Origin of the sequence: Parasutterella muris (assembly GCF_943193095.1) — a bacterium.
Classification (GTDB): domain Bacteria; phylum Pseudomonadota; class Gammaproteobacteria; order Burkholderiales; family Burkholderiaceae_F; genus Parasutterella; species Parasutterella muris.
Genome location: NZ_CALPCV010000008.1, coordinates 53,682 through 78,504, shown reverse-complemented (window position 1 = coordinate 78,504; position 24,823 = coordinate 53,682). Strand labels below are relative to the sequence as shown.

The following is a 24,823-nucleotide window of genomic DNA, read 5'->3' as shown; positions in this document are numbered from 1 at the left end:
ACGTGGATGATAAGGCGGTACATGCGGTAAGAATTCTGGGTATCGACCCGGGACTGAACTTCACAGGCTACGGTTTTGTGGATTATGTTCCGGGCGTGCTCAGACACGTCGCCTCAGGCGTCATCGTGACGCCTAAAGGAGAACTTTCAGAGCGGCTCGGTTATATTTTCAGCGAACTCGGAAAACTGATTGAGCTTTATTCACCGATGGTTTCCACGATCGAAAAAACATTTCTGAACTCCAACGCTCAGTCCAGTATGCTGCTTTCCCACGCAAGAGGCGCGGCAATGACGGCGGCCGCCGTTCACCGACTGGCGTGTCGGGAATTCAGCACACGTGAAATTAAAAAGTCGGTAACCGGATACGGCGCCGCCACCAAAGATCAGGTGCAGGAACTCGTTAAATTTCACCTGCATATCGAAGAGGATCTTTCCTCGGACCAAGCCGACGCGCTTGCCGCGGCAATTTGTTACGCCAACTCCAGTATCCTGCTTGATCGTGTCCCTGCTCTTTCTAATAAAGTCGGCTCCAGCGGAACCGGCACGGCTCGGCGCGGCTCCAGCTCCCGCCGCTCCAGAAACGAATGGACGCGGCTTTACGAAGGAAAAGAAAAGTGATTGCATCCGTTAGAGGAAAAATTCTTCAGAAAAATCCGCCCCAGATTGTTGTGGAGTGCGGCGGTATCGGCTACGAAATCGATGTGCCGATGTCAACCTTTTACAACCTGCCCGACATCGGAGAGGAGGTTTTTCTCTCCACGGTTATGATCGTGCGTGAAGACGCTCAGCTGCTTTACGGTTTTCTGACCGCTCAGGAAAAAGAAGTCTTTAAGCTGCTGATGAAGGTGAGCGGCATCGGTCCGCGCATTTCACTTGCGGTTCTTTCCTCCATGTCTGCCGAAGACATCGGGAACGCGATCGCCAACGGAGAAGTCGGACTGCTCACCAAGATTCCCGGAATCGGCAAGAAGACCGCAGAACGCATGGTGCTCGAACTCAAGGACAAAGTGCTGGTGACCGCCGTCTCCTCGCCCGTCTCCAACGTTCAGAGCGAAATCATTCAGGCACTCACCGCGCTCGGCTTCAGCGACCGAGAGGCTCGTCTTGCCGCCAAACAGGTGCCCGCAGACGTGGATGCTTCCGAGGGAATTCGACTCTGTCTGCGTCAGCTTGCGCAAAAAGGTTAATCACATATGACTACGGATAAAGACCTCCTGTCGGAACATAAAACGCGCAAGGACGAAGTAATCGATAAAGCCCTGCGGCCGACGCGTCTCAAGGATTACGCGGGACAGGACAACATTCGCGAACAGCTAGACTTGTTCATTACCGCCGCACGCAAGCGAGGAGAAGCGCTTGACCACGTGCTGCTGTTCGGACCTCCGGGTCTGGGCAAAACCACGCTCGCGAACATTATCGCCAACGAGCTCGGCGTCAAACTTCGTCAAACCTCAGGTCCTGTATTGGAAAAGGCCGGTGATTTGGCGGCCATGCTGACAAGTCTCGAGCCCCACGATGTCCTTTTTATCGATGAAATTCATCGCCTCTCCCCGGTCGTCGAAGAAATTCTTTATCCCGCTCTGGAAGATTTCAAGCTCGACATCATGATCGGTGAAGGCCCCGCTGCCCGCTCCATCAAGATCGACCTGCCGCATTTCACTTTGGTCGGCGCGACAACGAGAGCCGGCGCCCTCACCAAGCCTCTTCAGGATCGATTCGGAATCCGTGCACAGCTTCAGTACTACTCACCCGAAGATCTGACCTCGATCGTGCTGCGCTCCATGCGTCTTCTGAACATGGATGACGATAAAGGCGCGGCCGAAGAAATCGCGCGCCGATCCCGCGGCACACCGCGTATCGCCAACCGTCTGCTGCGGCGCATCCGCGATTACTCCGAAGTAAAACATCAGGGCAGACTCTCCAAAGAAATCGCTCAGGCCGCGCTTACTATGCTTGAAGTCGACCCGATCGGACTCGACAGCCTTGACTGTCAGTTCCTTCTGGCGATTATCGATAAGTTCGAAGGCGGTCCGGTCGGAATCGAAAACCTTGCGTCTGCCGTCGGCGAAGAGTCCGACACACTGCAGGATATGGTGGAGCCCTACCTCATTAAGGAAGGCTTTGTTCAGAGAACCCCCCGAGGCCGAGTGGCCACTTTAAAAGCTTACCAGCACTTTGGCATAGATAAACGAAATTTCAACCTAGGATTCTCTTTCGATGACTAATCATTTCTCAATTCTCAACTCAGAAGAAAGAAAATCGCGTCTCGAACGCGCTGAAAAACCCTACGACTTCAGTGACAACGTCACTGCACTCGAAGAAGAGGCTCGTCAGACTTGGAACGATGTTTCAGACCTTGAGGCCTCGGCCTGCCCGAATAATATGGCTCAAGCCTCAATCACCATGCATCCGAACTTCTCCGCGCAGGCTGATTATCCGGAGGAATTCCTCTTTGTTATGAAACTCACCTGCGTCGGCGTGCGTCAGGTTCAGTGCTTCCCGCGCTACTCCACCGACGTGGAGTCCGATGACGGAGAGCTGACAGTCGCGCTGATTGTGATCGGTAAACGCGAAGACTTTCAGGCAATTCCTGAGAAACTCGGAAAAATTGCCAAGGACACGCTCGTCGGACTTCAGATTCAAACCATCGAGAGTATCGAAGCGGTCTCCATCTACGACAAGGTTGATGTGTCCAATGATTATTTCGGAGAATTCTTTTTAGTCGGTCTTTATCAGACACCCGGAAAAACCGTGGAAGACAGCCGCCGTGATTTTGTGATGTACGCCTCCGGGGAAGGCTTCTCAGTTCACCCGACATTCCTGGTTGTCAAGGACGGTCTCTACTACGTTCTTATTAAGGGCGAGCGCTACAAGCTCGACGCGATCGGCGACTACTGCTATACATTCACCGTTCGGGTTCCGCCGAAAAATCGGGCGTAACCGACGAGAGAGCCAACCGTCCCGCAAGAGTTAACCTTCGGAGGATCCGATGATCCGTACGTATTATTCCAATTCCTTTGAAGTTCTTCGGGGAATTCTGCTTACACGCCTAAATTTTGAAATTGAGGATCTGCGAAACAGCGGAGCCTCAATCTTTGAAACCATTCCCGTCATTGCCCCGAGCCCACTGGTTGGCGACTCGCTCGAGCGCAGCATCGCGGATCATTTCGGCGTCGTTCCCGGCATCAATGTCACCAACATTGCGAGCTGGCTTTACGAAAAGCTGTCCTCTTCGCTCTCCAAAGAGGGCATATCCGATCAGATGGACTGGCGGCTGTTTAAACTCCTCAAAGAGAGACAACACCAAAGCCGTCCTTCTGAAGAACGGCTCACCAATTATCTGAAGGGGCTCGACGACTGCGGCATCATGGAATTCAGCCGTCACGTGAACAATGTCTTTGTCACGTACGGCTCGTATCGATTTGATTGGCTCAAAGACTGGACCGAAGAAGTAGAAAATAAATTACAGGGCGGCTCCTCCATCCGCATCAAGCCGCATGAGCAGGCTAAACTCATCGAGCAGCCCGACTATCTCTGGCAGAAGCACCTGTGGCAGGATCTGGTCCTCAGCGCGAAACACGGCCAAACAAAGGATGGCAAAGAAAGAAAAGGCGACTTTCTGTCCTGGCTGGAAAACACAATCGACGGTCTGAGCAATTTTAAAGCGGAAAGCGCGCACAGCTCCATCCATCTCTTTATGCCGTTCACTCTGGCGCCGATTATGCTGCCGATCATTCGGGCCTACTCTCTGGAATCCGCTCAGCGCGACGTGGATATCTACTTTCTGAATCCAAGCTCGGAGTACTGGTTTGAATCGCTTCCGATCAATCTTTTTGACTGGAATCCGGAAGAGAACGTGGAAAGACCGAGTGCCGCCGCTCCGCTCGTTTATCTCACCTCCAACGCGGCGAGTACGCGTGCTGCGATCGACCGACTCGACAGCTTTATCCATACTTCTGAAGAAAGCACTTTAGCCGAAGGCGAGCCTGAGCAGGAAGAGCTCGACAGACGTAAAAATGCGCCCGTCAGTCAAACAAAGCGTCACTTCCTGACCACGGAAAACGGACTTCGTCCGTTTTCGGAAACGGATCCTTCGGAATCCATGAAGACGGAAACTGAAGCGTACTTTCTGACCTATCCGAACGATTCCTTCCTGCACCGCTTCCAGAACTCGGTGCTGAAACTCGACAGCACGCTGCTGCCGAGCAAACCCGACCCCGAGGATGTCTCGCTGCGGGTTCTGAAAGCCCCGTCTCTTACGAGAGAGATCGAAGCGACAGTCGATATTCTTCAAAACTGGCTTGCCGATCCGACGCGAGATCTGAAACTCTCGGACATCCTGATCGTGCTCCCGAAGATCGATGACGCGGCCCCGATTATCGAAGGCGTTATGACTTTGCTTCCCAAGAGAAGCAACCTGCCGATTTCCATACCCTACAAAATCCTCGGACAGTCCGAAGGCCAAACCAACCAAGCCGCGGTCGCTTTTATCAGACTCGGAGAGCTGCTCAACTCCGACTTCAGCGCCGATCGCTTCTTTAACTGTCTGGAACTTGAAGCAGTACAAAACAGTTTCGGATTCGGCTTGGAAGATATCTCCGTCATCAAAAACTGGCTTACCGCCGCAGGCTACCGCATCAGTTTCGACAGGGTCCATCGCGAAAATCTCGGCCTCGAAGAAGACGACTGCTCACTGCAGGAGGCGCTTGAGCGACTGACTGTGGGCTATCTCACCGATGACGGTCTTGATCTGCCGTTTCAAGGCGTACTGCCGATACGCGGAGACGAACTTCAGGGTTTTGACACAACCAACGACGAGGCGGGAAGACTTTTTAAAGTCATCAGCCGATTCTGCCTTGCGCTCAGAAAAGTTCGTGACGATCTTGCCGGATCCGATTTCATGCTTGAAGCCGATCAGTGGCGCGCCAAACTCACGCAGATCAGCGAACTTCTGATCGCGGGCACCAATGAAAACGACCGATTCCGCCTGGATAAACAGCTTGATAAATTATGCAAGGCCCTGGTTCTGTCCTTGGGCGAAAATGAACCAGTCTCTTTTGACGTCATACTCAACGAAATTTCCAGCGGACTTTCCCGAGAGAAAATTAAGCAAACGGGGACCGGTGTTTTAACGTTCGCTCAGATCGGCTCGGTGCGCGGTCTTCCCTTTAAGGTCATTGCATGCTTAGGTTTTGACGAGCTCAGCGGCTTTCCGGGAACCCCGAGCTTTGAAGAGTTCGATTTAATGAAAGCCGTTCCGCGCCGTGCGGACCGAGATGCGAGAAAAGACAACAACGCGGTGTTTTTTGACACGCTGATGTCCGCGCGTGAAAACCTCATCATTTCCTACACCGCCGGAACTAAACCGCAAAGCGAAAATAATCCTTCCATTGTTGTTGAGAACTTCAAGAGTTATTTCATCTCCAACGCCCGAAAAAGTCATGACGCCAAAGCGCTGTGGAATGGAATCACCAGCAAAATTCCGCTCAATCGTTTCTCTGAACGCAATTTCTGCAAAGGAGAAAACAATCTCTTTTGGCGAAGCCCGAGAAAAGACATTCTGCAGACGATTGAGGATCAGAGCAGAAAAGGAACGCACTTTTTATTTGCGGACACCGGTATTGCGCCTAATCTGCTTCCGCCTCTGCTTTCCAAGCAGAGAGAGCTCCCTGTCAGCATATTCGTCAAGTTTCTCAACAATCCTGACGCCTGGGTCAGCAAGCTGCTCAGCCTCAACGATGAATTTCAAGCGGCGGAGCACTCGGAGCTGTTCTTCGACGACTCGGACAAGCTTATGCTCTCAAAGGTGCGCAAAAATGTGGTTGAGCTTCTGAACAAGGGGGCAGGAATCAGTGATTTATCTCTGATCACAAACGCCAACCCGAACTTTGGGATGCCCTGCGTTCGCGACACCACGGCGGAAGACCTTTGCTTTGAACTTCACAGCGCTTATGAGTGGAGAAGGAACATTCTCCCGACGCTGGCGCAAGGGCCCTTCAAAAAGGAGCTTCGTGAAGACATCAGCTCATTGAAGAGCTTTGTCCAAACCCTCTCGGACGACATTTCCGACTTCTATCGGATCAAGGGAGAGGAAACGGAAATTAAATTCCCCGGAGCAGCGGAAGCTGTGCCGGTTGAGGGACTTATCCGCGTCATTATTCCCGCTTCTCATTCCGAGCTGAAGCGCGAGCGCCTGCGGCAGATTATCTGGACCGCGCTGGATGCCCCTTACACACTCATCTCGCTTTGTCTGCCCGTTAAAGACACTAAATCGAAGGTCAAAAAGCCGAGTCCCTGCCAGGTTTTTTGGCCTGTCGCAGGCGCGGATCTTCTGCTTTCTGTTTTTCTGAAGATATTCGATCTGCAGCTCACTCATGTTGTCGGGTTTATCGGCGATCCTCTCTCGGATTCCAATCGCGAAGCAACGAGCATCTGGCGCGGATACCCTCAGGAAGTTCAAAGGGAGGCGGCGAACCTAAGCTCTCGAATCTCAACAAAAATCCTAAGCATCATTAACCCTCCAAAGAGAAAAACGAAAGACGACCCCATGGACGTCTTTACGCTGCTCAAGGATTTGAAAAAACTCATTGAAACATCGTCCGGAGATCAAATTTATGGCTAAAGATTTTGATGCGGTCAATGCTGAACTCAAAGGACCGATGCTGATTGAAGCCAGCGCGGGTACGGGAAAAACGTACTCGCTCATGCTTCTGATCCTCCGTCTCTTAGTTGAGAACGAAATACCGGTCAGTTCTATTCTGGTGGTCACCTTCACCAAAGCGGCGACATTTGAGCTGAAATCCCGACTGAGAGAGACACTCACCACCATGACGGAAAAGCTTTCTCAAGCGAATTTTGACGCAGATCAGTTCATAAAAAATGAGCTGCCTGCCATTGCGACGGCCGTTAAAGAGGACACGGACTCGTTTTGCCAGCTCGTTCAAAAATGGCATCAGAGCGGGCTTGATCTGCAGGAATGCGTCTACAAACGGCTCTCCAACGCTCTGACTTCAATCGACGACGCGCCGATCTATACGATTCACAGCTTCTGTCGAAAAATGCTCGGAGATTACGTGTTCTCTTCGCACGGCGGGTACGATTTCGGGCTTGGCGACGGACAGACTCAGAAGAAAGAAGCGATTGAGATGTTCCTGAGAACGTATATTCCGCCCCTTCTGCTGAGTCTTAACAAGGCCGAAGTACTCAATCTTTTGAAAAACACGGATTGGAATACGTTCATCGAAAAGATCTCCCTTCTGACGCACTCTCTGCCGCTTAGTGCTCAGGTGAAATTTATTCAAGGTCGAACAGAAGACATTGTCTTTGATCTCGAAGATAACGTCCGCGATTTTATGGCGCTTTTCAGAGATACCGCGCCTCAGCGGTTCAGAGAGTACAAGCGCCAAAACCGCATCCATACCTTTGACGATCTGCTGACGGAAATGGAGGAGCGCGTCACGCTCGGCAGCGAAGCCTCGAAAAACTTTGTCAAAGAAGTTCGATCTCTCTTTCAGGCCGCGCTGATTGATGAGTTTCAGGATACGGATCCTCTTCAGTACTCCATCTTTGAGGCACTCTTCATTAAGGACAAAGATAATCCCGATCGTCCGGTAATTTTTGTCGGCGATCCGAAACAGTCGATTTATTCCTTTAGAAACGCCGATCTTGATACCTACGTAAAAGCGAGAACCGCCGTTTCAAATACGCAGGAACTCAAGACCAACTATCGATCTACGCCGGGTATTGTGATCGCGATCAACGAGCTTTTCCTAATCGGCGGAAAGACAAGTCCGAGCTCCTCGGGGGCGTTCCTCGATAAGTCCATTCAATTTTCGAGGGTTGATTCGTCTTACAAAAATCCGCCCCTCATGAAGAAAAACGAGGACGGCTCCTTCGTGCCGCTCCCCTCTTTTGATTTTTGGTCGAATGTGGAAAGCGGACGGAACGATATCAGCGCCGAGGAAATTAGGGAAATCAAAAAATCTCTGCTCACGCGGGACATCAAAGAGATGCTGAGCGGCGATGTGTACTACAAAGGAAAACCGCTTCGTCCGAGTGATATCTGCATACTGGTCAGAAACCGCACACACGCTGACAACTACATTTCCGCGCTCAAGGCTGCCGGAATCAAGGTTTCTTTAAGCGACGGCTCGAGCGTCATGGAGTCTGAAGAATGCGCGGAAATCCGAAGTCTGATTCTCGGCATGTCGGATCCTGCGGAACGCAGGACCCTAAACGCCGTACGCGCAACAAGAGTTGTCGGAGACTCTCTGAACGCTATTCTTTCGGATACGCAGAGCGCGATCGAGATCAAACTGCTTCTTGAACAAGCCGCGGAAGTGTATGAACGAAACGGAATCACCGCGGCGCTCTCACTCATATTCGAGCGCTGCAAAACGGAAGATCGAATCCTCAACTATCCCATTGAGGATGATCCGGAGCGCATCCTCACCAATTACCAGCATCTTTTTGAGCTGCTGCATGAAGCAAGCAAACAAATTCATACGCTTCAGGGACTGATTCGCTGGATAGATGAACCGAATCTTGACGTCGATGAGGACAGCGAAAACAAATTCACTCAGCGCAAAGAAACCGATTCCGACGTTGTCAGAGTCGTGACAATCCATGGCAGCAAAGGCCTGCAGTACCCGGTAGTCTACCTGCCGGAAAGCCAGTTCGGTCCGGGGGCACAAAAGACGGTCGCGTTCCGAGAAAAGATCTCGAACGATCCGAACGCGGGCAAAGGGCTGCTTCTTTCTCTGGATGAAGCCGCACCGAATCCGCTTGAAGACAAGCAGGAAGGCGTTCGTCTTGTCTATGTCGCGCTGACCCGTGCTGCAGCAAGGCTTGTTGTTCCGTTCTTCAGCCGCATGACCAAAAGCGGAGGAATGCATCTAGGCAGCGGCGGAAAAGCCTATCTTAGCGCCGCGCTGACCGGAAACGAAAAAGGAGCGGGCGCCGTAAAAGCGATTGATGATCTTCGAATTATTCTGGATCAAAAGTCTCTCAAAGACGAAGTCCGACGTGCGCTCAAGGACTATGTCATCAGCAAGTCCGTACCGTGCTCTCAGGCGGTCATCGACGCTTATGAACCTTTTAACATAGAACTTGATATTTGCAGCGCTGTGCCGACCGGGGCGCCGTATGCTTCTGCCGCACAGGATGATCTTGAAGCGGGCAGCTGCACCAAAACCTCTGCCGCGTGGCGCACTTCGAGTTTCTCGAGACTCGTTAAAAACTCGGAGACTCCGCACAGCCGTCTGATCTCGGATGAAGAAGACATCGAGCCGGAGGAGATTGTCGAGAAAACCGCAAAAGAAATCTCCGCAGAGGACGACCCGGATCGAGATCTTCTTGCGCCCCTGCAGCTGAATCGCGGTGCGGCGGAATTCGGCACGGATTTCCATAAAGTGATGGAGACAATTTTCCCGCCCAAGGTCAAATACAGCCCCGAGGAGCTCATCAACAGGTCAATGTCCAACATCACACAGAAAATCCCTGCCGACACTGAAGATCCGCAGGAGCTGAAAGAAAAAATGGATGCCGATCTGAAGTTGGTCCTTGATCACATTCTTTCCGTGCCGTTTCTGAAAGACAATAAAGATTTCTGCCTGAGAGAACTCATCGATCGGCCCGAGCGCAGAATGTCGGAAATGAGGTTTTTAATCACGGTTGGGAATACGCCCAAGCCCGGACGCATCCCGTTAACCGCGCATCTTCTGGAACGCACCGTTAAAACGCTTGAACCGAGATTAAGCGGACTCAGCCTTTCAGACGCTGATATGAAAGGCTATCTCACCGGATCGATCGACTTTGCATTCGAGGTTGGCGGCAAGTACTGGATTATCGACTGGAAAACCAACCGACTCGGTACAAAAGCCTCGGACTACACGCCGCAGGCGGTCAGCGCAAAGATGGACGAGAATCTCTACCGTCTGCAGTACATCCTTTATCTCGTCGCGTTTAAGCGTCTTCTGGAAAGCCGAACAGGAACAAGCAGCGGATACCGCCTCATCGGAGGAGCGGCGTACTTCTTTGTGCGCGGCGTTCGCAAAGACAAGCCCGCTCAGGGCATTGAAATCGATCGGTCCTCAGAAACGCTTATCGAATGTCTGGATGACTTTTTTAAAAACGGCTACAGCGACCAAGTATTAGAAATGTATGCTCAGAAAAGAGCGGAGGAAAGCGCCCCATGATCGAACAGGATACTTCCTATGAAGCCCTCACGGAAATTATTCTCGGGCTGACCGAAGCGAAAACAGGCAGCAGCGACCCGCAGCTGCGCGGCGCGCTCACCGTGCTTCTTCAGGAGCTGACGGAGATCGAGAACAAAGGCGGTCTCTGCCTTGAATGGAAGAGTGACGATGAGAAGCTCCGCTGCATCGATATTCTTAAAAGCGCCGGACTGATCGCCGAAGGCGCCGATCTGGACACCGCGCATCCGTATCAGATGAGAAACGTCTGTCTCTTCGTTGCGGACCGCTCGGAGCCCGGTAAAGTGCGCATTTATTCGCACAGATCATTCTTCGGGGAGAGCCGTTTGGCGGCAAATATCGCCGCACTCGCAAAGGCAGCGAGTTCCGGCGCCGCCTGCGTCGATAAATTGGACGCTTTGGAAGCAAAAGCAAAAGAAATGGGCGCGTTCCAGCTGAACGACGGCCAGAGGCAAGCCGCTTCTCTTGCGCTTCAGAACAACTTCTCGGTTATCTGCGGCGGCCCCGGTACCGGTAAAACCACCTCAGTCGTTCGCTTTCTGGAGGTCGCGCTTCAGAATTGCCCCGAAGCGTCGGTCACACTCTGCGCTCCGACCGGAAAGGCTAAAAGCCGCCTGAATGAATCCGTCATTTACTCCGCGCAGGAGCGCCCCGATCTCTATCCGCTGGTCAAAAAAGCCGCCGATGAAGAACGAATTCAGAGTCTGACGATTCATAAACTGCTCGGAACACCGCTTTCCAACGGAGAACGGCCTTCCCGGACCAATCCTCTGGAAACGCGGATTTTGATTATCGACGAAGGTTCCATGGTGGACGAACATTTGGCGGACAGTCTCTTTAGCGTCATCGATCCGCACACAACTAAGACGGTCGTGCTCGGAGATAAGCATCAGCTTGCGGCGGTCGGCCCGGGTTCTGTTTTTGCCGATATCTCCGACAGCAGCGGACCGCTCAGCCGCTTCAGCTGCGAGCTCACCGAAAGCAAACGCTTTAAAAAAGACAGTCTCATCCACAAAGTCGCGACACATATTCTAAATCTGGAAAACAAAACCGCGGATCTGCATGAATTCGAAGCGCTCTTTGAAGGCGCGGAGACAAACGGAGCATTCGGCGCGGTCGGACTCTTCTACGACAAACCGAATAAGGAAAGCGGGCTCAGCGCAACCGCGAAAAAATGGCTGGAAGAAAAGATTAATGGCTACGCTGCAGCGGTCAAGTCCCTTCGTCAAACACTCAGCACAATCAAGCTTGATGATGCGGAAGAAACCGACACCCAAAAACTGCCTCAGCCGCTGCATGATGCTTTAAAGGTCGCCTGGAACAGTCTTAGCGGCTTCCGACCCATCTGCGCTCAGCGCAGGGGCGCATTCAGTTTAGACGCTGTGAACCGCTTCTGTGATCAGGTGCTTCGTAAAAAGCTGAACTGCAGGAACGAAGACGAGTTTTACGTCGGAAAAGTCATCATTGTCCGTAAAAATGATCCGAGCGGCATCTCGAACGGAGATGTCTGCATTCTGCTCCCGATTTTGTTCAAGAACGAGGACCAACCTTCTTGGTACGCGTATGTCGGAGATCTCGACAGACTGTATCCCGCGATGCTGCTTCCCTCATACGACACAGCCTTCGGCATCACCATCCATCAGTCGCAAGGCTCCGGTTTTGATGATGTCGCGGTATTTCTTCCGCCGATCACTAACAAGGAGCTTGAGGATCCCGAAAACGGTGCGGTCTCTCTCTGCACTCGGGAGCTTCTGTACACCGGCTTTACACGCGCGAAAAAGAGCTGTCTCATTTTTGGAAGTCCCGCTTCTGTTGAACTCTCATTAAGCCGCGTCACCGAGCGCACCGGCGGACTTCAGGATCGGCTTCGTGAGAAATTCAAAAACTCCGCAAATCCTTAGGGATCACCTCTCTAACTGTTATCACGGATTAATGTTTGCCGACGGTAGGACTAAGATAATTGGCTGAGAAAAATTAAACAACAGGAGACGAAATGCCCAAGGCGCTTCACATTCATCCCAGTGACAATGTCGCCGTCTGCACAAGCGAAGTCAAGCCGGCCGATGAAGTAGAAATCATCGACTCCGACGGCAGCCGCAGCTCAATCACAGCGGTCGGCGCCGTCGCTTTCTGCAACAAGATCGCACTGCGCGACATTGAACCCGAAGAAGATATCCTGAAATACGGAGAAGTCATCGGCAAAGCCACGCAAAAGATCCTCAAAGGCACCATGGTCAGCCACCTGAACATCAGAAGCTGTCCGAGATCCTATGCCGACGAATACATTCAGAAAGGAGAATAACGATGGAATTTTTAGGATACAAAAGATCTGACGGTTCCGTCGGCGTGAGAAATCATGTACTGATTCTTCCTTCCTGCGCCTGCGCTTCCGAAACCTGCCGCGTTGTCGCCTCTCAGGTGCGCGGTACAAAAAACGTCATCATCAACGTCGGCTGCTCTGACGTTGCCGCCAACACCGAACTCACGCAGCGCGTGCTCACCGGTTTCGCGCTCAACGCGAATGTTTACGGCGTGATTATCATCGGTCTCGGCTGCGAAACAGTCGGTCATCGCCAGATCGCAGACAAAATCCGCGCTCTGACCGATAAGCCGGTTGTCTCTTTTGGCATTCAGGAAGAAGGCGGCACTGTGGAAACCGCCGCTTTGGCGGTCCGAGCCGCGCGTCAGATGGTCGCCGAGGCCAGTCAGATGCAGCGGACCAAGTGTCCGGTCTCGGATCTCTTCGTCGCGATTGAATGCGGCGGATCCGACGCGACCAGCGGCATCGCCTCCAACCCCGCGGTCGGCAATATGGCCGATCGGCTTGTTGATCTCGGCGCAACCACAATGATGAGCGAAACGGTCGAATTCATCGGTGCCGAGCATGTGCTTGCCAGAAGAGGCGCCACGCCTGAGATTCATGATCAGATCATCCGCATCTGCGAGGATTACGAGAAGCATCTCGCGCTTGCCGGCCAGGACTGCCGTACCGGACAGCCGACCCCCGGCAATAAAGCGGGCGGGCTCTCCACAATCGAAGAAAAGAGCCTCGGCTGCATCCACAAAGGCGGAACCCGACCGGTGGTTGAAGTGCTTGCCGAAGCGGCACGCCCGACTAAGAAAGGCGCTCTGATCATGGACACTCCGGGATATGACATCTCTTCGGTCACCAGCATGATCGCGGGCGGCGCGACCGTGGTTGTCTTTACCACCGGCCGCGGCACACCGACCGGTCACGCCTTAGCGCCGGTCATCAAGGTCACCGCCAACCCGATTACCGCCAAACGCATGAAAGACAACATGGACATTGATGTCTCGGGCATTTTGGAGGGCGAAGAAACGATCAACGAAGCGGGCGAGCGGATCCTCGAGGATGTCGTCGAGGTCGCCTCCGGCAAGATGACGAAAGCCGAAGCGCTCGGATTCTCCGATATCGCAGTCGATCACGTCTGCCGCTTTATCTAGTCGCTGAGTCAATCAGAGCCTTTCTTACGCAAAAAAGAAAGGCTCTTTTTTATTTTCCGAGCTTTTGGCGCAGCGCGTCAAAATTCGGCACCGCGTTCAAAAGATTCTGCGTATAGACTTCTCTGGGCGTATTTAAAACCTCCGCCGCGGTTCCAGACTCAACGACACGTCCGTCCTTCATCACAATGACGTCATCGGCGAGGTAACGCACCACGCTGAAGTTGTGCGTGATAAAAAGGTACGAAATCCCTCTGTTTTTCTGGATCTCGTTTAACAAATTCAGAATCTGGGCCTGTACCGATACGTCAAGCGCAGAAGTCGGCTCATCACAAATCAGCAATTCCGGCTCCACCAGAAGCGCCCGGGCAATCGCCAAACGCTGACGCTGTCCGCCGGAAAACTCATGCGGATAGCGGTAAAGTGAATCCGAACGCAGACCGCAGAGATTGACTGCGGATTCCGCCCGATCGATCGCTTCTGAAGCTGAAGTGCCCGGTCTCAGACTTTCGAGCCCCTCTAAAAGAATCTCTTTAACGCGCATGCGCGGATTAAGACTTGAGAACGGGTCTTGGAAAATCACCTGTATTCGTCGTCTTGCTTCTAAGAGCGCCTGTCCTTTGAGCTCACTGAGCTCGGTGCCGTCAAGCCGCGCCGAACCGTTGATATGCGCCGCGATGCGAAGCAGCTGCAGAACGCCTCGCGCGACAGTCGTCTTGCCGCTTCCGCTTTCTCCGACCAGCGCGGTGGTGCGGCCCCGAAGCACATCAAAAGATACGTCCTGAACCGCTTTCACATAATCCGGCCGGCGCAGGAAGCCGCCGTGCGTAGGAAACCAAACGTTATAGTCACGCACCTGCAGCAAAGCGCCCACTTCCGTCGCTGCGCTTTCCACCGCGGCGTCACTTCTCGGAAGCTCTACTTTCGATTTAATCGGAAACAAACAGCGAACGCGCCGAGTACCGAAATCCGTCAGAGGGACGTCGCCTCGCCTGCACTCTGCTCTTGCTTCAGTACAGCGATCGGCAAAACGGCATCCGACAAACTTTCGGTTCAAGCGGGGCACCATCCCGGGAATCGCCTGAAGCGGGTGCGATTTATCTTTGCCTTCCGGGAGTGCTTTGAGCAAATTGCGCGCGTACGGATGGTAGGGGCTCGAGAAGAAATCCTGAGCGCTGGCCTCTTCCACAAGCTCTCCGGCATACATCAGACCCACACGGTCCGCCACCTGAGCAACTACCGTCAAATCATGCGTGATCAGCAGAACGCCAATGTTTTCCGAATCGCGAAGGCTCTTAATGAGATCAAGAATCTGCGCCTGAATGGTCACATCAAGCGCGGTCGTCGGCTCGTCCGCGATTAAGTATTTCGGCTGCGCCGCCAGCGCGATCGCGATCATGACGCGCTGCTTTTGTCCGCCGGAAAGCTCATGCGGGAAAGAGTCAATACGTCTCTCGGGCTCCGGAATGCCGACTTTTTTCAGCCATTCAAGCGCCTTAGCGCGGGCCTTTGCGCCTCTAAGCGCCGTATGCAGTTCAATTGTCTCTACGATCTGATCGCCGACCGTCATAACTGGGTTCAGCGACGTCGCCGGTTCCTGAAAAATCAGGCTGATCTTTGAGGAACGAATATGACGCATCATTGACTCGGGCAGCCCCATAATCTCGGTGCCGTCAACCGTGACGACGCCTGATGTGACACGGCCCGTACTCGGCAAAAGACGCAGCAGAGAAAACGCCGTCATCGATTTTCCGCAGCCGGATTCGCCTACTAAAGCGCAGAACTCTCCGGGTCTGAGCTCTAAGCTCAAACCGTCAACCACGCGCACCGTATCCTCGGAAGTGAGAATGTCAGTCACCATGTTCGATATCTGCAGCATTACTTTCCTCTCTTCACTTTAATTGCCAAACGCGGATCAAACGCTTCCCGCACGGAAGAAGCCAGAAGATTTGCCGAAAGAACCAGCGTCAGCATAAAAACAAACGCCGTACAGAGATTCCACCAAACCACAGGGGTTCTAGAAAGTTCGAGTCTGCCCGCGTTGATCATCGAGCCGAAACTGTATGTGGTCGGGTCGACCCCAACGCCCACATAGGAGAGCACGGCCTCATACAGCACGATGCCCGAGAAATCCAAAACCGCCACAATCAATACGATGTGAAGCACATTCGGAAGCACGTGGCGGCGCATAATACGGAACGGTCCGACACCGAACGCTCTTGCCGCCTGGATGTAATCAAGCTGAGAAATCTTGAGCGTCTCCGCGCGCAGCAAACGCGCAAGCGTCGCCCAGCCTGTAAGACCGATAATGACGCTCAGCATAAAGAGCCTTAGGTCCGCCCGCTCAATGCCGGTGGCGTACATGCCGGGATGCGCGTCAATAAACACCTGAATCATCAGCACGGAAGCGGCAATCAGCAGCACACTCGGAATCGAAGAGAGCGTGGTGTACAGGTACTGAATCAAGTCATCAACCCAACCCTTGAAAAAACCGGCGCTGATGCCGAGCACCACGGCGAAAGGCAGCGTTGTCAGCGTGGCAAGCGTTCCGATAACCAGCGCGGTACGAATCGATTTAAACGCCTGGAAAAGCACATCGTTGCCGGTCTGATCAGTGCCCATCACGTGGTAGAAGGGCCAGAGAAACGCGATAAGAGATCCGAGGAGCACCAAAATCGAAACGGTCGAAAGAACGGCTTCATAGGGCACCTCGTCTCGCCGCTTAAAGAGCCTGCCCGCCTCCTCGGCAAAGGTCCTTCCTTTGGCGCGCGCGGCGCAGAGAACGCAAATGACCCAAAGCGCAGCGCAGGCGGCAAGACCAATAGCAAGCGCAAAAGCGCATCTGACAAGAACATCGCTAACGTGATCGCTCTCGTCCTTCAGATGCGCGCCGCCTGCTTTCAGCGGCTCGTAATCACGAATCGGACGACCGTTTTCAAAGCGTGAATTTTTTTCAAAGGTGCGCGTCGCCAGCGGCTCCGAGTAAGACTTTTCTTCGGCAAGATGCGCCTTGCCAAACGCTTTGTCCAGCAGAGAATACGTCTTAACGTCATAAACCGCGTGCTGATCCTGCACCGCGATAACCGGACGGAAATGCACCGAATCCAAAACGGCAGTCAAAAGGAAAAAACCGAGCAGTGTCAGTGAGCAAAGCGCGGCCGCCGAGCCCATCACATAGCGCCATCGGGCGCGCAGCTCATCGCTGCGCAGCGCATGCCAGAGATAAAAACCGAGTGCCGCAACCAAGACAATGACCACAATGTCCGTCGGCAGAAGAACAAATTTAGGCATCATCATTTGAGTCGAATCCTCGGGTCGGCAATCGTGTAGGCCACATCCGTCAAAATCAGACCGATCACATAAAGAACGGTTCCGACAAACACCATGGTGCGCACAATCGCAAAATCTTGACTGTTAATCGCGTCAATCGTAAAGCTGCCCAGTCCCGGAATGCCGAAGAAACTCTCCATCACCAGTGAGCCTAAGAACAGCATCGGAAGAACCGCCACCGTCGAGGTGAGGATCGGAAGACTTGCGTTACGCAGAACATGCTTAAAGAGCACGGCTGACTCCGGCAGCCCTTTGGCGCGGGCCGTGCGGACATAATCTTTGCTGATCTCCTCTAAAAACATGGATCGGTAAAGGAGCGCGTCTCCGCCAATGCGGGAGAAAACGCCGATCGCGACCGGAAGAATGAGAAAAGCCGCCATCGCTGTGCCGCTTTCAAAACCGGAAATCGGCACGAGCTTGAGAATCTTGGAAAACAGCCACTGTCCGAAAATAATGTAGAAAAGTCCGGAAATCGACATCACGACGATCGCAAGAATCACGCCGCCGATCTCGAGCTTCGTATGCCGGAAAAACACCAGCCCCAGAGAGAACACCACGATGACGAAGACACCAAGTAAAAATGTCGGCAGCGCAAGCGCGATCGAAGGGCCCATTCGATTTTTAATCTCATAGGCAATATCGCGGCCGGTATCAGACGCGCCTAAGTCACCGACCATCATTCGGGCGCTGTGCTCCCAAAAAATGGTTTCTGTCGCTTTTTTTGCTCCTTCAGCACTCTCGTTCCACAGAAGCGGCTTGTCGTAGCCGTGGAATTTCTTCCAGCTTTCAATCGCTTCAGCCGTCACGCGTTTTCCGCCGATATTGAGCCGCGCCATATCATCCGGCGTGTTGACGGTAAAAAACAAAACGAACGTCAGCAGATTCACGCCGATGAGAATTAAAAAGCCGTAGCCGATGCGTCTTAAAAGATATCGAATCATTTCAAGGACTCCTGTGCAGTACGGGCGGTCATGCGCTCTCTTCTGCGGTGCAGAATCACGGCCGGAACAACCAGTGAACCCAGAAGCGCAGCCAGAATAAAGAGCGGCCAGTAGATCGGTTTATTCCACTCTTTAACGCGCTCGACTCGGGTCGCGGGGTCAAGCCTCAAATACTGGATATGGTTGCGGACAATCTGTGTCGGTTTACCGTTATGCACCCACTGATGAAAAGCCGCGGCGCTCGTCGGGAAGTATCCGAACGACCACGGAGCGTCTTTCTGCACAATGCGGATCAGCTCTTCAATGGCGGCAGCCTTTTCCGGACCCTCATCCAAGTAGCGCATCTTGGCGTAAATCCGGTCATAGTCATCGTTCTGATAGTTCGAAGCGTTTTCTCCAGAACCGCCCGTGCTCGACTTCGCGTTGGGTCCGTAAAGCAGAAATAAGAAATTCTCCGCATCCGGGTAGTCTGCGAGCCAACCCCAAAGGAACAGCTGATGATTTCCGGTAATGACTTTATCCTGGAAGCGGTTGTAGTCCGTCGCGCGGATATCGAGCTGAATTCCGATCTTGGCAAACTGCTTCTGATACCAGTCCAGCACGGATTTTGTCGCAGGAGACGCAGCCGCCTGAAAGTCCAGATTCAATACAAGCGGTTCTCCCGTTTTCTGATCCCGTCCGTCCGGATAACCGGCCTCGCTCAGAAGTTTTTTTGCTTCAGCCAGAGATTTGCGGCGGATCTGTCCGTCCTCGCCTTTCTCGTAAACATAGGGGTTGAATGCCGCCGCGCCGTCTTTGCTGTAACCGAACAATCCCGGCGGCAGCGGACCGTGCGCAGGAGATGCGAGCCCTTTCTGGAAAATCTGAATGTACTCTTCCCAGTCCATCGCGATAGAGATCGCCTGACGAAGCTTACGGTTGCGCTCCTGCTGCTCGGGCGTATCGCCTCGGCCGATCACAGGATCGAGCCAGTTAAATCCGAAGTAAGTATTCTGAGCTTCTACCGTCTTCGGGAACTGCAGTTTCTTTTCGCGATATTCTTTTTCTTTCTTGGCGCTGTCGGCCATGCCGATCAGAAAACCCTGACCGTTGTCCAGACGCTCAATCTGCGGAGAATCGTAATAGCCCTGTAGAAATTTCGTCTGCAGAGGCACGCTTTCTTTTTCCGCGCTGATTTCAATTCGATCAATAAAAGGCATCGGCTTGCCGCAGTCCTGCAGATAGCCCTTTGACTCGTCAAGCTCCTCGCCTTCGCACGGATAAAGTTCCGTTTTTCTGTAGTTCGGGTTGCGCTCCATGACATGTCTGCGGTTTTCAATCGATTCGACCAGCATGTAGGGACCGGTTCCGACCGGCCAGTAATTCAGAGAAAGATTGTTCTTTGCCATGCCCTTCTGCGCGTAGAACGCTTCTGCTTCCCAAGGGATGGGAGAAAAAAAGGTCATTGCAAGCCAATTGGAAAACTGAGGATATTTGCCTTTGACCTCCAGGCGCAGCGTGTACTTATCGGGCGCGCTGACACCCTTCAGAGGAATTTTTCTGAAATCCAGAAACGGCAGATCGCGGTCCGTAGGCGAAAGTCCGCGTCTGAGTCGCTCATCTTCTGCTCGAGCCAGGACCGCGTATTCGTTCAGTCCCGAAAGATGATTAGCCATCGTTCCGAAGATCGGAGAGATAATGCGCGGGTTCGCCATACGCTTAATCGCATAGACATAATCTTCCGCCTCGAGCTCCCGAGTTCCTTTTTGCGGCAGATCGAGCGGATTGCGCAGCCCGTCAATGACCTCGGGCGCAAGATGATGATTCACGTAGCGACCCTCCGCATCCCTCGCGAAAGCGGGATGCGGCGCATACATGATGCCTTTCTTCAGCGGAATTTCGTACACACTGAGCGCGACCTCTTCAGGGTCTGCGTCTTTACCAAGCTTATTTCCGTTCTTATCGAAATAAACCGGCTGAACAATCCTTTCAGCCGCTCGGGGGATCAGCTCATAGGGTCTTTTGAGGTAGTGATACTGATAAAGCGGTTCGTAAATATTGTAGGTATAAGGTGTTTCATCCGACGAGTAAGAACTGGTCGGATCCAGATGCTTAGGGCTGCGGCCTGAAAAAGGCGTAAATAAAGTGTTTGCGGAAAGTTCCTGTTCGCTGTGCACGGCATTGGGAATTTCTCGGCATGAAGAAAGCAAAAACATGCAGCCCAAAAGCGACGAAAGGCAGAGCAGCGCTCTCGCTCGAGACCTTGGGTTTGCCGTATTTCTTTTCACTTTTATCCTTTCACCTATTTTGGGACGCAATATCTTATCAGTTTGATTAAAAACCCAAAGAAATGAAACATTTACCAACACATTATCTCAGTTTAAGCTTTGTTTCCAAGGATGTCAGAAAGCGCTTGATTTGGATACACAGCCAGCCAAAAAAACTATTTATCAGAATCAGCTTGATAAAATCTTGCTTTGGACTTCTGTGTGTATTGACCGATATTCGGCAGGGAGCGATATTCTTAAATGACTGAGGCTTACTTTGACTTACCCGTGCGTGTGTATTATGAAGATACGGACTGTGCTCGGGTCGTCTATTACGCCAACTACCTTAAATTCATGGAGCGGGCGCGTACAGAATGGCTGAGAGCGCTCGGCTGGTCTCAGGAGGAGCTGTATCAGCGGCATCGAATCGTATTTGTCGTCGCCGAGGCAAAGGTCCGCTACATTCGGCCCGCGCATCTTGATGACGAGCTCATTGTCCGGGCGAGAATCTCCGACTGCCGAAGGGCCTCTTTCTGCTTCACACAGGAGATATTAAGAGCCGGCGAGAAGCTTGCCTCAGGCGAGATTCGCTGCGGCGTACTGAACGCGGATACTTTCCGTCCGACTGCAATGCCGGAAGAGATGTCTGCAAAATTTAAAGAACTTTTAATTTCGTAAGGGATCGTGATGGAAGCATCCGCTGATTTATCCATTATCACTTTAGTCACACAAGCCAGTGCCGTAGTGCAGATTGTTTTGTGCATTCTTCTCATTTTTTCGCTGGTGAGCTGGACGATTATTTTCCAGAAATGGTTTCAGATGAGCCGCGCCAGACGAGAAGCCGCAAGCTTCGACAAGCGTTTCTGGGGCGGAGCCGATCTGAACAAGCTCTATGAATCGGCAGCCGAACGCCGCGATTCCATCGGACCTCAGGAAGGCATTTTCTATTCCGGCATGACTGAGTTTCTGCGCGGCAGAGCGAGCCATCTAGAGCAGAAAGCCGGCACATTCGGGCTCATTGACAGCGTCTCGCGCGCCATGCGCGCCCGCTTCCAGAGAGAGCTGGACATTCTGGAATCCGGTCTTTCGGTGCTTGCCACGATTGGTTCGGTTTCTCCCTACATCGGTTTGTTCGGTACGGTTTGGGGCATCATGGACGCCTTCACCGGACTGGGCAACCTGGAAAGCGCCTCGCTCGCTGTTGTAGCCCCCGGTATTGCCGAAGCTCTGGTCGCAACCGCGATCGGTCTGTTCGCCGCGATTCCTGCCGTGATCGGATACAACCGCTTTGCTTACAGCCTGGATCGTCTTGCGAACCAGTATGAAAGCTACATGCAGGAATTCCAAAATATTTTGAGTCGTCAGGCCTAAGGAAAGAACATGCCCCGCAACGGAAGCAGAAGACGTCTTCTCGCAGAGATGAACGTCGTTCCCTATATTGACGTGATGCTGGTGCTGGTCGTCATCCTGATGGTGGCGGCTCCTTACGTCAATCCCTCAATGGTTGATTTGCCAACCGTCAACAAGGCCGCCAAGCAGCCTGATAAAGTCGTTGAAGTCATTGTCGCACCCGACGGCCAGCTTTCTATTCGTGACAGCGCTAAGAAAGTCGTACCGGTGGACTTCCCGCAGCTCGTGTCAACCGTTGAATCTCTGCGCGCTGACGGCGCCAATGTGCCTGTCGTCATCGCGGCGGACAAAACGGTCGCCTATGAAAAAGTGATCGATGTCATGCGCAATCTGCAGAAAGCCAACATCACACGCATCGGTTTATCCCTCAAACTGGAAGGGTCCGGAGCTAAGTAATGGATGACTATTCTCCCAATCAGCCGAATAAAGTAACAGACGGCCAAGGCTTCTGGGGTGTCGCCTTTGTGCTTGCCCTAATCGCCCACGGCGTGCTGTTTGTGCTTTTGTTTGTGTCAATGCAGTGGAGAGCGGAGCCGACCGGTCCGGTATACGCCGAACTCTGGACGGGAGACGAGGCGGCTCAAACGGCCGATACTCAGCCGGAACCGGCCCCGGAACCTGAGCCTAAGCCCGAACCAGAACCCGAGCCGCAGCCTGAACCTGAACCGCCGGCTCCCGAACCGCAGAGCGCGCCGGAGCCGCAGCTTCCGCCGCCACCGCCGCCGATTGCACAGACCGACTTGGATCGTCAGGCCAATATGCTTGAAGACCCGGACATCGTTCAGGAGCGGCTGGATCGCGAAGCGAAAAAGCAGGAAGAAGAAAAGCAGCGCATTCTGGAGCGCGAGCGTCAGTTAGAAGAAGCCCGCAGAGCTGAAGAGCAGCGTAAAGCCGAAGAAGCCCGACAGGCGGAAGAACGACGCAAAGCGGAAGAAGCTAAACGACAGGAAGAGCTCAGACAGCAGGAGCTGAAGCGCCAGGAAGAGCTCAAGCAGCAGGAATTAAAACGTCAGGAAGAGCAGCGTCAGCTTGCGGAACAAAAACGCCTTGAGCAGCAGAAAGCCGAAGCGGAACGCAAGGCTCGTCAGGAAGAGCTCAAACGTCAGGCTCAGGAGCGTGAAAAGCAGATCGCCGAGCAGAAAGCCAAACGCGAAAAAGAACTTGCTGAGAAAAAGAAAGCTCAGGAAGAGCTGAATCGTCAAAGAGCTGAAGCTCAGGCCAACGCCGCACGCAGAAAAGAAATGCTCAGCCGTCTTTCCGGACAGAGCGGATCCAGCATGGGCAGCAGCGGCTCCTCGAGCATGACGAGCTTCCAGCAGGCTCAGTACAACAATCGTATCGTGGCCTGCATCCGACCGCATATTACGTTTAATACCCCGGCGGGCGCCAAACGCGGCGACTATGTCGCGCGCTTCGAAGTACAGCTTCTGAAGACCGGCAAGAAAGCCGGAACTCCGAAACTTTTGAAGACGAGCGGTCTTAAAGCTTTTGACAACGCGGTGGAAAAAGCGATCCTGTTGTGTGATCCGTTCCCGAAACCGCCTGTCGGAAACGTTCCCTCCTCTATTCTTCTCACTTTCGATCCGGTGGAAGACGTCGGTCGTTAACGTCGTTTTATAAGGAAAATTTATGGCCGTCAGCGAAGTCGCAAAGGTTGCTCAAACCGCGGTTACAACCGAGGAGCTCCTCAGCGCTGATAACAATATCCTTGATGAGCTTCTGCTCATGTTTGAAAAGGGGCTGAATCAGCCGGTCGTATATTGGCAGATCGCCTGTCTTGCGACCTCACTGATCCTCGGCTGGCTGCTCTCTCGCTACCTTTACAAGCGGGCGGTCAGTCTTTTTGCCGAAGAGGAACAAACACAGGCCGAAGAAGAGAAGAACCCTAAACAAAGAGAGCAGGCGTTTTGGAGTCTCGTGCGCAGACGAATTCAGACGCTGCTTCTGCGGCTCAGTTTCCCGCTCATCTCTATGGTGTTCATCGCGGTGACAACGTTTACGATCCGGCTGTTCAACGTGTTGCCCAAGCACGCGCTGCCGCTGGAATCCATTATTTGGCTCATCCTTGGCGCCTACGTTGTTATCCGCACCGTCATCTTTATCATTCACCAAACGGTCAGCCGGGGCAAACTCTCGAACAGTCTGGATAATTTCCTGACATGGGCCATCTGGGGCGGCGTTGCGCTGCAGGTCGTCGGCGTTCTGCCGAAGGCCGTCAGCTTCATGCAGTCCACCAAGATACCGCTTGGCAAGGACAACTTCACGCTTTGGTCTTTGCTTCTCGCGATCTTCTCCATCGCGCTCGCGCTGATTGTCGCCAAATGGGTCGGACAGTTCATTGAGCGCTGGCTCAACAGCATTCCGACGATGCAGTCGAGTCTTAGAGTTGTTCTGATTCGCGTCGTGAAAGTTCTGCTTACCTTCATTGCGATTCTGGTCGGTCTTTCCTCGGTCGGCATTGACATTACCGTGCTCGGCGTATTCGGCGGCGCGGTCGGTGTGGGTCTCGGCTTTGGCCTGCAGAAAATTACCTCCAACTATGTGAGCGGCTTTATCATTCTGCTCGACAGAAGCATCAAAATCGGCGATCTGGTTTCAGTTGCGGGCGTGGAAGGCATCGTCAATGACATTAAAACGCGCTACACCGTTATCCGTGCCTTTGACGGCAGCGTCACGATTATCCCGAATGAGGCGTTTGTCACCGGCAACGTGAAAAATACCTCGTATCTGCAGGGACCGGGCCGCACCACCGTGACCATGAGTGTCGACTACAGCACTGACGTCGAAGAGGTGATTGAACTTATGACGGACATTGTCCGCAGACAGCCTCGTGTGCTGATCAGCCCTCCTCCTTACACGATTTTGTCCAACTTCGGCGCGGACGGTATCGATTTAACTTCCTACTTCTGGATTTCCGATCCGGAAAAGGGCACTACCGTGCTGCGCTCAAATATCAGCAGAGAAATGCTGCGTGAATTCAACGAGCGCAAGATCAACATACCCTTCCCGCAAAGAGATCTTCATCTTATCGGGACACCGGAAATTATCTGCCGCGTGGAATCCGATCCGGCTCCGAAAGCTGCGGATACGGCACAGGGGCCTGCGCCGCTTGATACTTCCGCAGAACGCGTGTAATCCTTTAAAAGGCGCTTCTTTTGCAGTGCTTCGCTTAATGAAAAAACGGTCGGGAACTTTAGCTCCCGGCCGGTTTTTTGAATCAA

At 53.0% G+C, this 24,823-nt stretch carries 18 protein-coding genes; 14 read left to right on the top strand and 4 right to left on the bottom strand.

The features are described from left to right. Nucleotides 1-2: 2 nt before the first annotated feature. The 9 genes from ruvC (at nucleotide 3) to NFR90_RS04615 (ending at nucleotide 13,678) form a co-directional block, all read left to right on the top strand. Nucleotides 3-617, top strand: a complete 615-nt coding sequence (gene ruvC / locus NFR90_RS04655; RefSeq protein WP_160335803.1) for a crossover junction endodeoxyribonuclease RuvC — start codon at nucleotides 3-5, stop codon at nucleotides 615-617. Further along, nucleotides 614-1,186 carry a Holliday junction branch migration protein RuvA gene (ruvA, locus tag NFR90_RS04650; RefSeq protein ID WP_251451043.1) on the top strand — a complete coding sequence of 191 codons (573 nt, stop codon included), beginning with the start codon at nucleotides 614-616 and terminating at the stop codon, nucleotides 1,184-1,186. Before ruvC ends, ruvA begins: the two co-directional genes overlap by 4 nt. 6 nt (nucleotides 1,187-1,192) lie before the next feature. After that, a complete protein-coding gene (ruvB, locus tag NFR90_RS04645) occupies nucleotides 1,193-2,224 on the top strand; it encodes a Holliday junction branch migration DNA helicase RuvB (RefSeq protein WP_251451041.1) in 1,032 nt (343 codons plus the stop codon). Beyond that, complete coding sequence (locus NFR90_RS04640) at nucleotides 2,217-2,939, top strand: hypothetical protein (RefSeq protein WP_251451039.1); 723 nt, start codon at nucleotides 2,217-2,219, stop codon at nucleotides 2,937-2,939. The genes ruvB and NFR90_RS04640 overlap by 8 nt, the downstream gene beginning before the upstream one ends. 49 nt (nucleotides 2,940-2,988) lie before the next feature. Beyond that, complete coding sequence (locus tag NFR90_RS04635; RefSeq protein ID WP_251451037.1) at nucleotides 2,989-6,621, top strand: exodeoxyribonuclease V subunit gamma; 3,633 nt, start codon at nucleotides 2,989-2,991, stop codon at nucleotides 6,619-6,621. Continuing rightward, entirely contained in the window at nucleotides 6,614-10,195 is a 3,582-nt protein-coding gene (locus NFR90_RS04630) for a UvrD-helicase domain-containing protein (RefSeq protein ID WP_251451035.1), read from the top strand. Before NFR90_RS04635 ends, NFR90_RS04630 begins: the two co-directional genes overlap by 8 nt. Next, nucleotides 10,192-12,114: an ATP-dependent DNA helicase gene (locus NFR90_RS04625; RefSeq protein WP_251451033.1), complete on the top strand. Its 1,923-nt coding sequence runs from the start codon at nucleotides 10,192-10,194 to the stop codon at nucleotides 12,112-12,114. The genes NFR90_RS04630 and NFR90_RS04625 overlap by 4 nt, the downstream gene beginning before the upstream one ends. A gap of 92 nt (nucleotides 12,115-12,206) precedes the next feature. Then, a complete protein-coding gene (locus NFR90_RS04620) occupies nucleotides 12,207-12,515 on the top strand; it encodes a UxaA family hydrolase (protein ID WP_160335810.1) in 309 nt (102 codons plus the stop codon). Between the two features lie 2 nt (nucleotides 12,516-12,517). Continuing rightward, nucleotides 12,518-13,678, top strand: coding sequence for a UxaA family hydrolase (locus NFR90_RS04615; RefSeq protein WP_251451031.1), 1,161 nt, complete (start codon nucleotides 12,518-12,520; stop codon nucleotides 13,676-13,678). Nucleotides 13,679-13,727: 49 nt separating this feature from the next. On the opposite strand, the gene NFR90_RS04610 is transcribed toward NFR90_RS04615, so the two are convergent. The 4 genes from NFR90_RS04610 to NFR90_RS04595 are packed head-to-tail and all read right to left on the bottom strand — an operon-like array spanning nucleotide 13,728 to nucleotide 20,141. Continuing rightward, complete coding sequence (locus tag NFR90_RS04610) at nucleotides 13,728-15,554, bottom strand: ABC transporter ATP-binding protein (RefSeq protein ID WP_251451029.1); 1,827 nt, start codon at nucleotides 15,552-15,554, stop codon at nucleotides 13,728-13,730. After that, entirely contained in the window at nucleotides 15,554-16,969 is a 1,416-nt protein-coding gene (locus tag NFR90_RS04605) for an ABC transporter permease (RefSeq protein ID WP_251451057.1), read from the bottom strand. Before NFR90_RS04605 ends, NFR90_RS04610 begins: the two co-directional genes overlap by 1 nt. Continuing rightward, nucleotides 16,969-17,946 (bottom strand): ABC transporter permease, encoded by a 978-nt coding sequence (locus NFR90_RS04600; RefSeq protein WP_251451028.1) that lies wholly within the window; start codon nucleotides 17,944-17,946, stop codon nucleotides 16,969-16,971. The genes NFR90_RS04605 and NFR90_RS04600 overlap by 1 nt, the downstream gene beginning before the upstream one ends. Further along, a complete protein-coding gene (locus tag NFR90_RS04595) occupies nucleotides 17,943-20,141 on the bottom strand; it encodes an ABC transporter substrate-binding protein (protein WP_371873857.1) in 2,199 nt (732 codons plus the stop codon). Before NFR90_RS04595 ends, NFR90_RS04600 begins: the two co-directional genes overlap by 4 nt. Before the next feature lie 312 nt (nucleotides 20,142-20,453). Here NFR90_RS04595 and ybgC point away from each other — a divergent pair, with 312 nt between their 5' ends. Genes ybgC through NFR90_RS04570 form a run of 5 tightly spaced genes read left to right on the top strand, consistent with a single transcriptional unit; the run spans nucleotide 20,454 to nucleotide 24,737 of the window. After that, nucleotides 20,454-20,870 (top strand): tol-pal system-associated acyl-CoA thioesterase, encoded by a 417-nt coding sequence (gene ybgC / locus NFR90_RS04590; protein ID WP_160335814.1) that lies wholly within the window; start codon nucleotides 20,454-20,456, stop codon nucleotides 20,868-20,870. Between the two features lie 9 nt (nucleotides 20,871-20,879). Beyond that, the gene (tolQ, locus tag NFR90_RS04585; protein WP_160335815.1) at nucleotides 20,880-21,563 is read left to right on the top strand and encodes a protein TolQ; all 684 of its coding nucleotides are present in this window, start codon (nucleotides 20,880-20,882) and stop codon (nucleotides 21,561-21,563) included. Nucleotides 21,564-21,572: 9 nt separating this feature from the next. Further along, nucleotides 21,573-21,998, top strand: a complete 426-nt coding sequence (locus tag NFR90_RS04580) for a biopolymer transporter ExbD (protein ID WP_160335816.1) — start codon at nucleotides 21,573-21,575, stop codon at nucleotides 21,996-21,998. After that, a complete protein-coding gene (gene tolA / locus NFR90_RS04575) occupies nucleotides 21,998-23,209 on the top strand; it encodes a cell envelope integrity protein TolA (RefSeq protein WP_251451024.1) in 1,212 nt (403 codons plus the stop codon). Before NFR90_RS04580 ends, tolA begins: the two co-directional genes overlap by 1 nt. 22 nt (nucleotides 23,210-23,231) lie before the next feature. Next, complete coding sequence (locus NFR90_RS04570; RefSeq protein ID WP_251451023.1) at nucleotides 23,232-24,737, top strand: mechanosensitive ion channel family protein; 1,506 nt, start codon at nucleotides 23,232-23,234, stop codon at nucleotides 24,735-24,737. Nucleotides 24,738-24,823: the final 86 nt, after the last annotated feature.